A 14,926-nucleotide genomic window follows, 5' to 3' on the forward strand; every position below is an offset into this window, starting at 1 on the left:
TTAGGGTAAGCCCAGAATTTGCTCCAGACGAATGATGGATTGATTGTACTGAGCCAGCACATCGACGTAGCTAGCGCGGGTCTGGTACGCCTGCGAAAGAGCCAGCGAGTACTGGAGATAGGCAATCTCACCAGCCCGAAAGGCTACGCCCGCTTTGTCCGCCAGCAGCCGGGCGGTTGGCAAACCGGTTTGCTCATAATAGGTTAGACTGCTTTGCAACTTGCGGATTTCCTGGATGGTCGTGGTTAGCTCACCTTGCAAATTGCGTTGCGAGAGGGCCAGCGTAGCTTCGCTTACTTGTTGACCGAGCCGGGCTGCTTCGACACGGGCGCGCTGGGGTTTGGTAAACAGCGGAACGGCTACGCCTGCGGTCACGCCCTGGAACCGCTTGCCGCCCCCGTACGTCACTTCTTGGTTGTTAACAGTATACGTACCGATGAGCGACTGATTAAAATAACCCACGGTAAAGCTGGGCAATAGCCGAGCCTGTTCTACGTCCGTTTGCCGGGAGGCTACCTCGATTTGCTGGCGTAAATAGGCCAGTTCGGGCGTCTGAGCCAACGTTGCGGAGTCCGTGACGACGGGTAGTGCCCGGCGCGTCAGGGTACTATCCGATAAATTAATGGGTTGGTTGCTGTTCAGCAGGGTTTGCAGCCGACTGATCACAATTTGTCGATCCGCTTCCGTCTGGGCCAGCGAATTACGCAATTCGCCCAACTGATTGGTTGCCGTGGCCACCTCAACGGCGGTTCCTTCGCCGGTTTTGAGCCGCAGTTCCGTCGCTGAGCGGAAGGCCACCAGCAGACTGTCCTGACTCCTGAGCAGCCGACGCCGTTCGACCAGGTATAACAGGTCGTAATAAGCGGCTTTTACCTGGGCCCGTAGTCCGTTCTGGCTGATGCGCGCCTGTCCCTGGCTCCCCGCTACGTTGGCATCGGCCAGCCGACCCAACTGCCGAATCAGTTTTGGATTCGGTAGGTTTTGCGAAACGGCAACGTTATTGTCGAAGTTTGGGCCATTATACTGTCCGCCCATCCAGGAAAAGTTAGTCGTCCCAATGTCCCGGGCTGCCCGACGTCCCGTCTGCTGCTGACTGATAACCAACGCATTGATCCGGGCTATTCCGTTATTGGTAGACGCCTGTTGCAAAGCCGCGTCCAGTGACAGCGCCCCGCCCACTTGCGTGCTTAATTGGGGTACCTGAGCCTGAGCCGGTAAGACCAAACCTAAGCCTAGTAACCCAATTAATAGCCAACTGGCTACCTTACCCGAGATGGAGGGCGTTAAGGCCTTCTTTTTCTTATCTTGGGAGCTCGCCCCCCACAGGGTCTGTTCCCACCAGTACAGGCAGGGCAGCACGAGTAGGGTTAACAATGTAGCGGAGACCAGTCCTCCTATGACTACGGTAGCTAAGGGCCGTTGCACTTCGGCTCCGGCTGTTGTTGCCAGGGCCATCGGCAGAAAACCCAGGGAGGCCACCAGGGCGGTCATCATGACCGGACGCAGCCGGGTTGCTGTCCCCTGGAGAATACGGTCCCGAAGGCTCAAATTCGTTTCGGCTGTAAGGTGATTAAATTCACCGATCAGCACGATGCCGTTGAGCACCGCTACCCCAAACAGGGCAATAAAGCCAACACCGGCTGAGATACTAAACGGCATATCGCGAAGCCAGAGCGCGAAAATACCCCCAATGGCCGACAGCGGAATGGCTGAGAAAATCAGCAAACTCTGCCGAATCGAACCGAACGTAAAAAATAAGAGCAGAAAAATCAGACCCAGCGCGACCGGTACGGCGATACTCAGTCGGTCTTTGGCTTCCTGAAGGTTTTGAAACTGTCCGCCGTAGGTGAGGTAATACCCAACCGGCAATTTAATCTGCGTATCTAACTTACTACGTAATTCATTCACCACGCTTTCTATATCACGCCCCCGCACGTTGAAGGCCACAATAATACGCCGTTTCGCATCTTCCCGCTGAATTTGGTTGATGCTGTTCTGAAACGATACATCAGCGATTTGGCTCAAGGGGACATTCTGACCGTCAACCGTCGTTACCAGCAAATTCTGAACGTCTTCCAGTCGCTGACGGCTCTGCTGCTGCAAACGAATAACCAGATCATACCGTCGCTCGCCTTCGTAGACTAATCCTGCCGACGAGCCCGCGAAGGCCGCTTCTAGATACCGATTGGCCTCCTCAATGGATAACCCAAAGCGGGCCAGTGCATCCCGATCAAACTTAACCACAATCTGCGGCAAGCCTGACACTTGTTCGACGTAGAGATCTTCCGCCCCGGGTACGGTACTAACAACCCGCCCTATGCGGGCTGCGTAATCGGCTAACACGCCGAGATCTTCCCCGTATAATTTCACGGCGATATCTTGCTTCACGCCTGAGATTAACTCACTAAAGCGCATCTGAATGGGTTGTAGAAAGCCGTAACTAACGCCGGGTATCTGGTTGAGTTTTTCCTGCATCTTTTCGGCGAGTTCTTCCCGGCTACTGGCTGAAGTCCAGTCTTTCCTGTCTTTTAGAATTACCATTAGATCAGTGGCTTCAATGGGCATCGGATCGGTCGGAATCTCACCCGCGCCCGTTTTGCCAATGGTTTCGATGACTTCCGGAAAATTTTCTTTTAGTATCCGCCCTGCCTGAAGGGAGGCATCACTAGACTGAGAAAGCGAAGAACCGGTCATGACCCGGGTTTCGACGGCGAAATCCCCCTCATCTAATTGGGGGATGAATTCCCCGCCTAACTGGCTAAAGATAAACAGTGCCCCCGCCAGTAAAGCGAGCGACAAGCCAACCACCAGCCCTTTGTGGTCCAGCGTCCAGCGAATGGCCGGATCGTAGCCCCGGTGAAAGAAGTGCATAATCCGGTCGGAAATCGTCTTACTTCCTTCGCGCACTGGCTTCTTGCTGAGCAAGAGGGCTGAAGCCATGGGTACATAGGTCAGGGAGAGAATGAAGGCTCCCAGTATCGCGAAGGCCACGGTCTGCGCCATGGGCCGAAACATCTTGCCTTCAATACCAACCAGCGCCAGGATCGGAAGATAGACGATCAGAATGATGATCTCCCCAAAAGCCGCTGACGAACGAATTCGGCTGGCCGATTCAAAGACCTCTTCATCCATTTGGTCCTGGGACAAATGGTGTCGATAATTTTTCAGGGCGATATGATGCAGGGTTGCCTCGACGATAATGACCGCTCCATCGACAATCAAACCGAAATCAATGGCCCCCAAGCTCATTAGATTTCCTGATACACCGAATAGGTTCATCAGCGACACGGCGAAGAGCATCGCGAGCGGAATCACCGAAGCCACAACTAATCCCGCCCGCCAGTTGCCTAGCAGGAGCACCAGCACAAAAATGACAATGAGTGCCCCTTCCGTTAAGTTCTTCTCCACGGTGCCAATGGCCCGGTTGACGAGCTTGGTTCGGTCAAGAAAAGCATGAATTTCAACGCCTTCTGGCAAGGACTTCTTGATTTGTTCAATCCGCTCTTTAACATTGCCAATCACCTGGGAGGAGTTAGCGCCCTTGAGCATCATCACAATAGCGCCCACAACTTCCCCTTCTCCGTTGCGGGTCATCGCGCCATACCGAACGGCCTGGCCAAGCTGAACCTGGGCCACGTCACGGATCAGGACCGGGATACCCCCGGGCGTCCGGTGAACGACAATCTTACCAATATCCTGGAGTGTACCGATCAACCCTTCAGACCGGATAAAATAGGCGTTAGGCCGACGGTCAATGTAGGCCCCGCCCGCATTCTGATTGTTGCGCTGAAGGGCAGTGAACAGTTCATCCATCGTCACTCCGGACGCTCGAAGACGCTGGGGGTCAACGGCGACTTCATACTGCTTGAGAAAGCCACCAAAACTACTGACGTCGGCGACTCCCTTGGTACCCAGTAGTTGCCGCCGGACGATCCAGTCCTGGATGGATCGTAGTTCCATGGCCGGGTAGCGTTTTTCGTAGCCGGGTTTAGCCCGTAAAACATATTGATAGATTTCTCCCAGACCCGTGGTCATCGGGGACAACTCGGGCGTACCGGCATCGGCTGGAATCTGGGAGCGGGCCTGTTGCAGCCGTTCAAAGACCTGTTGACGGGCGAGGTTTACATCGACTCCATCGTTCATGACAATGGTAACGACCGATAGGCCAAAGCGGGAAATTGACCGTACCTCGATCAGGTCGGGTAAGGTGGCCATCGTTTGCTCGATAGGGAAACTAATAAGCCGCTCAACATCCAGGGCTGACAGGGCCGGGCTTTGGGTAATGACCTGTACCTGGTTGTTGGTGATGTCGGGCAGGGCGTCTATGGGCAGGCGGGTTAGCGAATAGCCACCCCAAATAACCAGCGCGAGCGTAAAAAGCCCAATAATGAGTTTATTCTGAATGGAAAAGCGAATGATACGATCCAGCATGATCAGATCTGAACAAGTGAGTAACAAGAAAATGCTGTTCATAAACTAGCCGCACACGCTGATTAAAAGCGGGCATGATTAGTCATGAACTCAGTTGTGTTCAGACGGTAATCTTGGGGGGTTGCCAGATGGCGAAGAGCGTATCAGCCCAATGGGGAGACGTATAGCGGAAGCTGGTGGCCACTACAGGTTTTATCGCCACGGAAGCAGTCAGCTTATAGCTGAACTGTGGCAAGAGCGTAACGATGGCGGCACAACACGAACAGCTACAAAAGGGGGTACATTGATCGTGGTGCTCATGGGACGAACCGGGATAAGACCGATCGGCTTTTGCAAGCACGATCGCATGGTCCTGCCTAGGAACAGGCTGCACCTCATCCGCACAAGGCCATACCGATAGACCAAGCAGGTAGAGAGACAATATCGTCGTAAACCACTTCACAGCCACAAAGGTACGGCAAAGCTTTGTGCAACAGGTAGTCAAATACAAGTCTATATTTTATTTCGTAGCCCATAATGAATACGGTCGCTTGATTTAGTTGAAGGATTGGCAACATTACGGAGGTTGCTATTGATTTCGTGTACGTCGCTGAGGATGTGGAGAATGCGGCCCAGGCCGTTAAGCAAAGCGAATGGCCGGATGCCTACGCGGAAGCGTTACGCATCGCTCGATAGCTTTATCGTTGAGCGATCTCCCTAAAGTCGATACCTTCTATCTGCAAGTATACGAACGTGCACTTTTCGCTTTTCCCTACCAAAGGTGCCATCGCCTACTAGTTCGATAGTTAAGAATTTGCTTAAATAAGCAAGTAGCTTATCTTTGTTCCAAAATGGAAAATTCCCCAAGCTGTATCCGCGTCTTTGCCGATCAAGAACAAATTCGGCAATGCACCGAAAAGATAAAATATGCCGAGCCGGTTTTTGACCGACTGGCTCAAGTGCTGGATATGGCAGGTAATGCCAACCGACTTAAAATTATTTTTCTGTTGCAGGAAGAAAGCAATTTGTGCGTTTGCGATTTGAGCGACATTCTGGGCATGAGCATTCCGGCTGTTTCACAGCATTTGCGCAAGCTTAAAGATGCGCAGTTGATCCAGGGTCGAAAAGTTGGTCAGACCGTTTTTTATTCCTTGCGAACAGAATCAACCGGCATCTTACATTCGCTTTTGCAACACCTCAAAACGATACCAAACGCCCCCTTGTTGGCTGCTGAATCCGGGCAATAACAATCATGAAACTATGAAACTCGCAGGATTGACCGGGCTACTCACTGCCTTTGTTTCTTCACTCTGTTGCACTGTCCCTTTGCTCGCTTTGCTGGTGGGTGCCACCGGCTCGGCTGGTGGATGGACTTGGTTGGAACCTTTGCGGCCATACAGTATCGCGCTTACGGTGGGCGCATTGGGTTGGGCCTGGTATGAACAATTAAAACCCAAAAAAACGATGGAATGTACTTGCGAAACGAAGAAAACCGACTTTTGGCAAACAAAGCCATTTTTGGGCGTAATGACAGTAATGACCTTACTACTGCTGGCTTTCCCCTCTTACTCAAACTGGCTGTACCAGGATAAGAATCAAGCGACCGTGCAGCCCGCGCAAGCAGGCACTGGGCAAGTGGCTTATGTGACCATCAAGGGCATGTCCTGTGAGGGATGCGAACATCACATCAAACAGGAGGTCACCAAGATCAAAGGCGTATCGGCGGTTGATGTCTCGTACCAAAAAGGAGCGGCCACAGTGAAATTCGACAGCAAAAAAACCTCTCTGGCTGACATTAAAAAAGCGGTGGATGCCACCGGCTATAAAGTCACCAGCACAAAAACGCTTTAAGGAATGACCGTCACACTTGAATCCGTGATTACATGCCCAACTTGTGGCCACCAAGCAGCGGAGATCATGCCGACCGATGCTTGCACCTATTTTTATGAATGCACGGCCTGCCATACCCTTCTAAAGCCGCTGGCAGGAGACTGTTGTGTATTCTGTTCCTACGGGTCGGCGAAGTGCCCTCCGATCCAAGAGCAAAAGAGCTGTTGCGCATAAGCCCCGATTTGGGGCTTTCTTTTTGTCCTTAGTGTTCACCAACAAACGAGCGTATGCTTGTGCACATTTGTTGGACTATGAACTTTTACATAAACATCCCAATAATTTCATGACATGACATATGAACGGCGGACTGTATCGGACTAATTGGGAATTTGTTGGCACTGTTCTCTTGGCACTCAGTTTAGTTATGCTGTATAAGGCTAATATCATTTGTTTTGTCGTATCTGAAAAGTGGCAATACTGCTTTAAATTATATACACAGCTAAAGTTGCTTTATCATATTCATCAACTCAGTTCCTTATTCTTCTCTGTCATGCGCTATCTGTTCTTTGTTCTATTACAGCTATGGGTTATTTCTGTAAAAGCCCAGTCTTCCACATATCCTCAAAAAGTCGCGTCCGGGCATTTGCCTGTTGTTATGGCTGATGCTACTGGAACAGTACATTTGGTATATGGTCAGGATTCAACAATCTATTACGCAACAGCCAAAAACCAGACTGCTTCTTTTTCTTCACCAGTCAAAGTGGCCATCCTGCCGAATTTGGTGGCCGGGGCTAAACGTGGGCCTCAGGTAGCGGTTACTACCCAATTTATTGTCATTACTGCTGTGAATCGGCAAGGGGATATAGTGGCTTACTCCCTCAACCGGGCCACCAATCAGTGGTCAACTGCCGTGCGAATCAACGATACGCCACAAATAGCCAAAGAGGGGTTTCAGGCTGTGGCGGGCACGGGCAGCGGTACCTTCCATACGGCCTGGCTGGACTTGCGTGACGATAAGAAGAATAAAATTGTCGGAGCTACCTCCCGCGATGGCGGGCGTACCTGGTCCACCAATCAGGTTATTTACCATTCACCGGATGGCACGGTTTGCGAATGCTGTAAAGTGTCGATTGCTGCAAGCGACAACGATGTTTATGTTCAGTTTCGCAACTGGCTCGACGGTTCCCGAAATTTATACCTGGCTCACTCGGCTGATGGGGGCAAGACCTACGCAACTGCCCAAAAGTTGGGCATAGGTAACTGGAAGCTAACGGCTTGCCCGATGGACGGAGGAGCGGTCGTATTGTCGGCAAGCGGTCAGCCACTAACCACCTGGCGACGCGAAAACACCCTATATACCTGTTTGCCAGGCGAGCCGGAAAAACCCATTACGACGGGGCGTAACGTAACGCTCGCTTCGGGAACAGCCAGACCTGTGCTGGCTTGGGATGAAGGTGGCACGGTTTGGATTAAATCAGCCGATAATTCAGCCATTTCAGTGGGGAAAGGTCAGATCCCTAGCATCGCTGTAGCGGGCAAAATAGCCTTGTGCGTTTGGGAGTCAGACGGGCAGGTGATGATGAATTCGATTAGCCTCAATAAAGCACCGTAAGTTGACTTTACCTATCTCCTGAACCAATTTAATTGGTTCAGGAGATAGACGAATTAAGAATTCACTAAGCGGTTATAGCATGAGCACCTTTTGCTATTTTGTGACATTCTTCAGCGCATTTTCGGCACGCTTCGGCGCACTGGCGGCAGTGATCCATATGGTCGGCATGTTTTTCACACTCAGCAGCGCAGGCTTCACAGAGATGGGCGCAGAGCTGACAAACATCAGCCGCGTGTTGGCTATTACTGGCCATGAACGAAACGGCCATGTAGCAAATCTTGGCACAATCGCGATCAAGCCGGATGCAGTTGATCATCATCGAAATATCCTGTTCGCCAAGGCAGGCTTCGACACAGGCATCACACGCTACGGCACAGGCTTGGCAGGCATCGATGCAGGTTTGATAGGTTGATGGAATAAGACCAGTTGTCATAATTGTCAGTCAGTTTAGTAAAGAATGAGGCTATAACTGCCTTCCAGTATAAAGGTTGAGTCGGCTTTGGCCTTTTCCTCCCATTAGGGCTTACTTCTATAAATTTTGTAAAGACCACCCCTAATCCTGTAAGAATCACAGTTTAGAAAGTGTGTAAGTTTGCAGTAGTAATCTGTATCTAATGAAAATCCGCTTCTATACTCGTCTGATTTGCATCTGGCTGGCCCTAGTGGTCCTGCTCAGTAGCACAGGCTTTGGTATGGTTGAACATTGGTGCCAGATGCGGGGACATACAAAATCGTTGCTACTCACCCAGAAAAGCTGTACTACACCCTGTCAAGCGAATGAACTTCCTGCACCGGTCTCGGGTGAATCAATCGTCAAAAAAATGCCCTGTTGCAAAACGACGGTTTCGTATCAACACCTCGACGTAAGCCGTGTTGTAGCTGACCAGCATATTCCAGGTGCTCCTGGCCCCGCTGACTTTATTCCCAATCCTGAATTTCAACATTTGCTGGCCGCTTTGCTTCCCCTAGAGCCGAGTGCAACTAGTTCATCGATTACTGCCGACCCCATCTATCGAACGGGGCGTTTCCGGCTTACTTCCCATTGCAGCTGGCTTATCTGAGCCGTTTTACAAACTACGACTCACTGACGGCACCTATGTGGCCTGGTCAGTGGGCTTTTGCCGTTTCTCAGTGCTTCCGATTCTGCTGAGCATTACCGCAATCCGTCCGGGCTTCCCATTCGCGTTTTCATCTCTCGTCTAAACAGTACACGCATGAACAACCTGTTCAAAGCGGGGGCTTTACTGGCTCCTCTCGCGCTATCGGCTTGTAATAACCATGACATGGCATCCATGCAGCCAACCGAATTAACTATCACCTACCCTGCGGCTTACGTAGTCAATGCTGAAGGAAACAGCCTGTCCATAATCGATTTGACGACCCAGCAGGTTAAAGAAACGATTTCCTTCGGCAGCGCGTCGGCTGGTCATGGCAGTACCATGAACGATGGAATTATGTGGCCCCACCATATTTACCTTTCCCCTGATGGCAGTAAACTGGGGATTGGCGTACCGGGTATGGATCTCAGCGGTGGCCATGCAGGGGGAACAACGGGCATGATGGGGCGGGTATTGGTCATAAACCCACAAACAGGAGCGGTAACGGCCAATCAACAAACACCTATTATGAACCATAACGCGGTGTTCTCTCCGGACGGTACCGAACTCTGGACATCACAGATGGATGGAAATGGGACAGTACTGGTTTACGATGCCGCAACCCTAACCCTCAAAAAAACCATTCCAGTTGGTATGGAACCGGCTGAAGTAACGATGTCTAGCAATGGGCAATATGCGTTTGTGGCCAATGGCATGAGCAACAGCGTATCGGTCATCAGGGTAACCGACAAGTCGCTTGTTAAAACCATTTCAGTTGGTGAAGACCCCGTAGGAGCGTGGCCTGGAGCAGATGGAAATATGTATGTGGACAATGAAATGGGGCAAAGTGTGAGCGTCATTAATGTAGCCTCACTGGCTGTTACGGAGACGGTGCAGTTGGGTTTCACCCCTGGTTACGTGGCTTATCACCCCATCCGCAATGAATTATGGGTAAGTCAGGCCGGGACAGGTAACAAAGTCATCATTTTCGAGCGTATGAACGGAGCCTGGATGAACCACGGTGAGGTGATAACTGGTCTTGATGCCCATGCCATTGCCTTTACGAAAGATGGCACAACCGCTTATGTATCCAACCAGGGTGCCGCCAGTGTATCGATTATTAATGTCGCTACCCGGACCAAGTTGAAAGATATCACCGTTGGCCAAAAGCCTAATGGAATCGTGCTTAAACAGTAATCAAGTCGCATGAATCAATCCCTTAAAATCACTATTTACTTAACACTCCTTGCTGGACTGGTAAGCGTTAGCCAATCTGCATTGGCCCAATTAAGTTTGCCCGAACCCTCTCCGTCGGCGACCGTTAAGCAGAAAATCGGCTTTACGGATGTAACCATCGTTTATGCACGGCCAGCTGTAAAAGGGCGAACCATATTCGGAGGGCTGGTTCCTTTTGGTAAGTTATGGCGTACGGGCGCGTCGGATGCCACCATCCTGACGACGACTGATCCGATTACAATTGGTGGAAAACCACTGCCCGCTGGAAGTTATTCGCTGTTCACTATTCCGACTCAGAACGAGTGGACGGTAATTTTCAATAGCTACGTCGGTGGGCATGGTACGGAAGGTTATGAAGAGAAAAACGATGTACTCCGATTCTCCGTTAAACCCGTTCCGTCCGTCCGCTTCTACGAATCGTTTACCATTGAGATAGCCGACGTAATACGCAATCAGGCAGTAATGTACCTGACCTGGGCCAATACATCCGTCCACTTTCCACTCGTCAGTAATGCCGATGAGCGTATTATGGCGGATATTCAGAAGCGGATTGGATCGGCAACGGATGAGCAGCCGGGCATCTATTTTCAATCAGCCCTTTACTACTTCGAGCAGGAAAAGGATACCAAACAGGCCCTCGTCTGGGCAACCAAAGCGGTGCAGCTCAAGCCCGCCTTTACCTATTTGCACCTGCAAGCCAAACTACTGGCCCGTGCGGGTGACTATAAAGGCGCAATTGCGGCAGCTCAAAAGTCATCGGAACTGGCTGTGGAAAAGAAGCTACCAGATTTGGTGACACTCAACAATCAGTTAATTGCCGAATGGCAGAAAAAGTAAACCAGCCATGACGACGGTGTCCAACCCCTGCAAACCGGCCTTGCGTTGGAACGGATTAACCCGTTTCTACGACCGGGTTATGTCCATCACCATGCAGGAAGATCGCTTCCGTTCGATGTTGCTGGAACCGGTAGTTGGAAGGTATCCTCGCTATGTACTGGATGTGGGCTGTGGTACTGGCTCACAGGCATTTATATTTCAACGGCACTTTCCAAAGGCCAGCGTCTTCGGTTTAAATGGGGACAAGGAAGCGTTGACCATTGCCCGCCGAAAGGGGGTCATCGCTGGTCAGCCTGTCATTTTCGAACAGGGGCTTTCTACGGCTTTGCCTTATCCGGACCAAAGCATTGACTTAATAATCTGTAGCCTGCTTTTGCACCACCTTTCGGATTCAGACAAGCAACAATCTATACAAGAAATGTGGCGTGTATTAGCGGAGGAAGGATCATTGACATTAGCTGACTGGGGCAAACCAACCAATGCACTCATGCGGCTCCTGTTTTTCGGACTTCAACTCGTTGACGTCATCACCTTTAGCCAACCTAGCCACGCTACCGTGTACGTAGCGGCTAATCTGGGTACTGTACAAAGCGTTCGGACTGATGTATGGCGTGTATTTGACGTATTATGGATGCTTCACACAATAGATTATAACGGGCGTGACGACTTTAATAACGGTCTTTTACGGGCCTTCTCGGTACTAGGTCTGCTGACTATTTCGTCGGGTTTCGCCCTGTATTTCATATCATCCCCACAACGTAGAAAAGATAAAAAGGCTCGAAAAGGAACACTCGCTTACTTATGAAACGACACCAATTCCTTAAAACGATGGGCGTAGGTGCGCTTGCTTCGGTAACCGGTCAAGCTCCAATTTAACGTTCCCCGCTTGTTCGTCTTCTTCTGTCGTTACCTCGAAAACAACGGTATAATGCGTAATTACCAAGTGGCTTGATTTTAAAAATAACCAATCAATTTTACTATAAACCAATGTCAATGAAAACCATTCGTTTCTCGGTGGCCGCTCTAGGCCTCTTCATCAGTTCACTGGCCGCTTCGGCTCAGACGACCGCTCCCGCCCTGACTGCCTATTATGGCGTAAAAGATGCCTTAGTCGCTACCGATGGGGCTAAAGCGAAAACCTCGGCTACGGTTTTGGCCACGGCATTAGGAAAAGTAGATGACACCAAGCTATCAGCGACTGACAAGAAAGCCCTTGTTTCAGCCAAAACGTCCGCGACGGCTATCAGTAAAACGGGCGACGTTGATCTTCAGCGAGAGCAGTTTGAGGCCCTATCGACCAATATGATAGCCCTGACTAAAGCCACCAAACCCGCAAAAGCCTACGTACAGTTTTGCCCCATGGTAAATGCATCATGGCTCAGCGACAAAAAGGAAGTTCGTAACCCCTATTATGGCGATAAGATGCTGAAGTGTGGGTCTGTGAAGGAAGAAATTTAATGACAAACGACCTGGGAGCGGTTTGATACCCGTTCCTAGGTGAATCATTCGAATGATGGCAGCACAGGAGCTTTATATCAAAAATATGGTCTGCGACCGTTGCCTTCGAGCGGTAAGGGGCGAACTTGAACAACTGGGTTACCAAGTGGAACAGATTGAACTTGGAAGGGCAAGTATTGTAGGTAACTCTGTCGATTTGCCTACAATTGCTACTGCCCTTGAACGGCACGGTTTTGCGCTACTCACCGACCGGACGACCCGAATAGTCAATCAGGTCAAAACCCTGATTATAGATCTGATCCAAAGTGGCCGTATTGCTAGCCTTCGAACAACGCTGTCGGATTATTTAGCTTCGCAGATTGGACTGGACTATGCCCATTTAAGCCACCTGTTTTCTACGACGGAGAACTTGACCATTGAGAAGTTCTGGATTATGCAACGCGTTGAGCGGGCCAAAGAATTACTGAGTTATAATGAAATTCCGATCAGTGAGATTGCTCAGCAGTTGGGCTACAGCAGCGTAGCCTACTTAACGAATCAGTTTAAGCAGATAACGGGGCTGACACCAGCCGCCTATCGAAGTCAGAACACGACCCAACGCAATCCATTAGACTGGATTTAACAAAAAATTGACAATTCGGATCGGGAATTATGTAATGAACCGCAGCCGTTTACAGTGACCTTTGTCTTACTATCTTATAAAGACAACAGATCATGGAAACGACTGAGCAAAACGGTATTCAATTTAAAACTAATATCAAATGTGGGGGCTGCATAGCCACAGTAACCCCCTTTTTAAATGAAGCCGTTGGTGAAAGCAACTGGCAAGTGGATACGCAGAACCCTAACAAAGTGCTAACGGTAACGGCAACTGGCGTAACGGCTGAGGCAGTCGAACAGGCCGTTAAGCAGGCAGGCTACAAAGCCGAACCGCTGCCCTAACGGGCATCGACTTCGCTTCGGATAAGCCGCCATCAACGGGCGGCTTTTTTGTTGCCCTGAACGAAAGCTATTTAACCAGGCCGCCTGGCGGCCAGTTTGTTATGATTGAAGGCTTAATCAAATTTTCCCTTCGTAACCGCTTTATCGTGCTGCTTATTGCCGCCGGGTTGTTTGGTTGGGGGGTGTACTCGGTACGAACCGGCAAAATTGATGCCATTCCCGATTTGTCGGAGAATCAGGTGATTGTCTTTAGCGAGTGGATGGGCCGTAGTCCTCAATTAATTGAGGATCAGATCACGTACCCCCTGGTAACAAATTTACAGGGACTTCCTCAGGTAAAATACGTGCGGGGAACATCCATGTTCGGAATGAGTTTTGTCTATGTCATCTTCAATGATGATACAGATGTTTACTGGGCCAGAGAACGTGTCCTAGAGCGGCTCAACTATGCCTCCCGGCTATTGCCATCAGGCGTATCGCCTACCTTGGGGCCGGATGGAACGGGCGTTGGGCACATCCTTTGGTACACACTGGAGGCCCCGGGTATGGATTTAGGTGAGCAGCGGGCGGTGCAGGACTGGTATGTGAAGTTTGGGTTACAGAATGTATCGGGCGTAGCTGAAATTGCTTCGTTCGGAGGGTTTCAAAAACAATACCAAGTAACGCTTGACCCCAATAAACTGACCTACTACGGGTTAACGGTTCCCCAGGTCATTGGCACGATTCGAGCCAATAACAACGAAGCGGGGGGGCGAAAATTTGAGTTAAGCGGGATTGGTTACATCATCAAAACAACGGGGTATCTGCAATCCGTCGAGCAGATCCAAAACATACCCCTTAAGACGCTCAACAGCGTACCGGTGCGCGTCTCAGACGTGGCGACTGTGCAAATGACGGGCGAGACCCGGCTGGGTATTTTCGATTTGAACGGTACGGGTGAAGCCGTGGGGGGTATCGTTGTGATGCGCTACGGAGAAAACGCGGACGCCGTCATTATGAACGTCAAAAAGAAGATGGCAGAGATAGCGAAAGGCTTACCCGAAGGAGTCAAGTTCAACATTGTGTATGACCGCAGCGGACTTATCCAGGAGTCGGTAGCCTCCATTCAGCACACGTTGATTGAAGAAATGATTGTTGTATCGCTGGTGGTTATTTTGTTTCTGCTTCACTGGCGTTCGGCCATCAGCATCATCATACAGATTCCAATTACCATCGCTACGAGCTTTATTCTGCTGAATGCCTTCGACATCTCCTCCAATATCATGTCCCTGACGGGGATTGCCTTGGCCATTGGAGTTATCGTCGATAACGGCATCATCATGGCGGAGAATGCCTATAAGAACTTAGCGACCCGGCAAGCTGAATTGACGGATGAGCGGACGAAACGTAGTGAAAATGAAAAAACGACGAACGGCCAGGTTAACAGCCGATTGGAATTTACAAATGGACAGTCTAAATCACCCCAGTCGCCCCCCAAATCTACTCCTCAAACGCGCTCATAACC

15 protein-coding genes are annotated in these 14,926 nt (G+C 50.4%); 12 read left to right on the forward strand and 3 right to left on the reverse strand.

What is annotated here, in order from left to right:
• Both ACYVAM_RS27620 and ACYVAM_RS27625 read right to left on the reverse strand, forming a co-directional pair.
• Positions 1–4,431, reverse strand: coding sequence for a CusA/CzcA family heavy metal efflux RND transporter (locus ACYVAM_RS27620; protein WP_461073154.1), 4,431 nt, complete (start codon positions 4,429–4,431; stop codon positions 1–3).
• Between the two features lie 100 nt (positions 4,432–4,531).
• Positions 4,532–4,879: a DUF6660 family protein gene (locus ACYVAM_RS27625; RefSeq protein ID WP_461073155.1), complete on the reverse strand. Its 348-nt coding sequence runs from the start codon at positions 4,877–4,879 to the stop codon at positions 4,532–4,534.
• Between the two features lie 382 nt (positions 4,880–5,261).
• On the opposite strand from ACYVAM_RS27625, the gene ACYVAM_RS27630 reads away from it, so the two are divergent.
• The 4 genes from ACYVAM_RS27630 to ACYVAM_RS27645 all read left to right on the forward strand — a co-directional run bounded on the left by ACYVAM_RS27630 (position 5,262) and on the right by ACYVAM_RS27645 (position 7,852).
• Complete coding sequence (locus tag ACYVAM_RS27630) at positions 5,262–5,657, forward strand: ArsR/SmtB family transcription factor (RefSeq protein WP_461073157.1); 396 nt, start codon at positions 5,262–5,264, stop codon at positions 5,655–5,657.
• Positions 5,658–5,670: 13 nt separating this feature from the next.
• Entirely contained in the window at positions 5,671–6,261 is a 591-nt protein-coding gene (merTP, locus tag ACYVAM_RS27635; protein ID WP_461073159.1) for a mercuric transport protein MerTP, read from the forward strand.
• A gap of 3 nt (positions 6,262–6,264) precedes the next feature.
• On the forward strand, positions 6,265–6,474 hold the full coding sequence (locus tag ACYVAM_RS27640) for a GDCCVxC domain-containing (seleno)protein (RefSeq protein WP_461073161.1): 210 nt from the start codon (positions 6,265–6,267) through the stop codon (positions 6,472–6,474).
• A gap of 316 nt (positions 6,475–6,790) precedes the next feature.
• Complete coding sequence (locus tag ACYVAM_RS27645) at positions 6,791–7,852, forward strand: exo-alpha-sialidase (RefSeq protein ID WP_461073163.1); 1,062 nt, start codon at positions 6,791–6,793, stop codon at positions 7,850–7,852.
• 64 nt (positions 7,853–7,916) lie between these two features.
• Here ACYVAM_RS27645 and ACYVAM_RS27650 read toward each other — a convergent pair whose 3' ends face one another.
• Positions 7,917–8,285, reverse strand: coding sequence for a four-helix bundle copper-binding protein (locus ACYVAM_RS27650; protein WP_461073165.1), 369 nt, complete (start codon positions 8,283–8,285; stop codon positions 7,917–7,919).
• 181 nt (positions 8,286–8,466) lie between these two features.
• On the opposite strand from ACYVAM_RS27650, the gene ACYVAM_RS27655 reads away from it, so the two are divergent.
• From ACYVAM_RS27655 to ACYVAM_RS27690, 8 genes are all read left to right on the forward strand, one after another.
• Positions 8,467–8,913: an HYC_CC_PP family protein gene (locus tag ACYVAM_RS27655; RefSeq protein WP_461073167.1), complete on the forward strand. Its 447-nt coding sequence runs from the start codon at positions 8,467–8,469 to the stop codon at positions 8,911–8,913.
• A gap of 153 nt (positions 8,914–9,066) precedes the next feature.
• Entirely contained in the window at positions 9,067–10,146 is a 1,080-nt protein-coding gene (locus tag ACYVAM_RS27660; RefSeq protein ID WP_461073169.1) for a YncE family protein, read from the forward strand.
• Positions 10,147–10,155: 9 nt separating this feature from the next.
• Positions 10,156–11,022 (forward strand): DUF2911 domain-containing protein, encoded by an 867-nt coding sequence (locus ACYVAM_RS27665; RefSeq protein WP_461073171.1) that lies wholly within the window; start codon positions 10,156–10,158, stop codon positions 11,020–11,022.
• Positions 11,023–11,029: 7 nt separating this feature from the next.
• Positions 11,030–11,827 carry a class I SAM-dependent methyltransferase gene (locus ACYVAM_RS27670; RefSeq protein ID WP_461073173.1) on the forward strand — a complete coding sequence of 266 codons (798 nt, stop codon included), beginning with the start codon at positions 11,030–11,032 and terminating at the stop codon, positions 11,825–11,827.
• A 188-nt stretch (positions 11,828–12,015) separates the two neighbouring features.
• Positions 12,016–12,480 carry a DUF3347 domain-containing protein gene (locus ACYVAM_RS27675; RefSeq protein WP_461073175.1) on the forward strand — a complete coding sequence of 155 codons (465 nt, stop codon included), beginning with the start codon at positions 12,016–12,018 and terminating at the stop codon, positions 12,478–12,480.
• A gap of 196 nt (positions 12,481–12,676) precedes the next feature.
• Positions 12,677–13,102, forward strand: coding sequence for a helix-turn-helix domain-containing protein (locus tag ACYVAM_RS27680; protein WP_461073177.1), 426 nt, complete (start codon positions 12,677–12,679; stop codon positions 13,100–13,102).
• A 92-nt stretch (positions 13,103–13,194) separates the two neighbouring features.
• On the forward strand, positions 13,195–13,422 hold the full coding sequence (locus ACYVAM_RS27685; protein ID WP_461073179.1) for a heavy-metal-associated domain-containing protein: 228 nt from the start codon (positions 13,195–13,197) through the stop codon (positions 13,420–13,422).
• Positions 13,423–13,523: 101 nt separating this feature from the next.
• Positions 13,524–14,924 carry an efflux RND transporter permease subunit gene (locus ACYVAM_RS27690; protein ID WP_461073181.1) on the forward strand — a complete coding sequence of 467 codons (1,401 nt, stop codon included), beginning with the start codon at positions 13,524–13,526 and terminating at the stop codon, positions 14,922–14,924.
• The last annotated feature ends 2 nt before the right edge of the window (positions 14,925–14,926 follow it).

This window comes from Spirosoma horti (assembly GCF_054776595.1).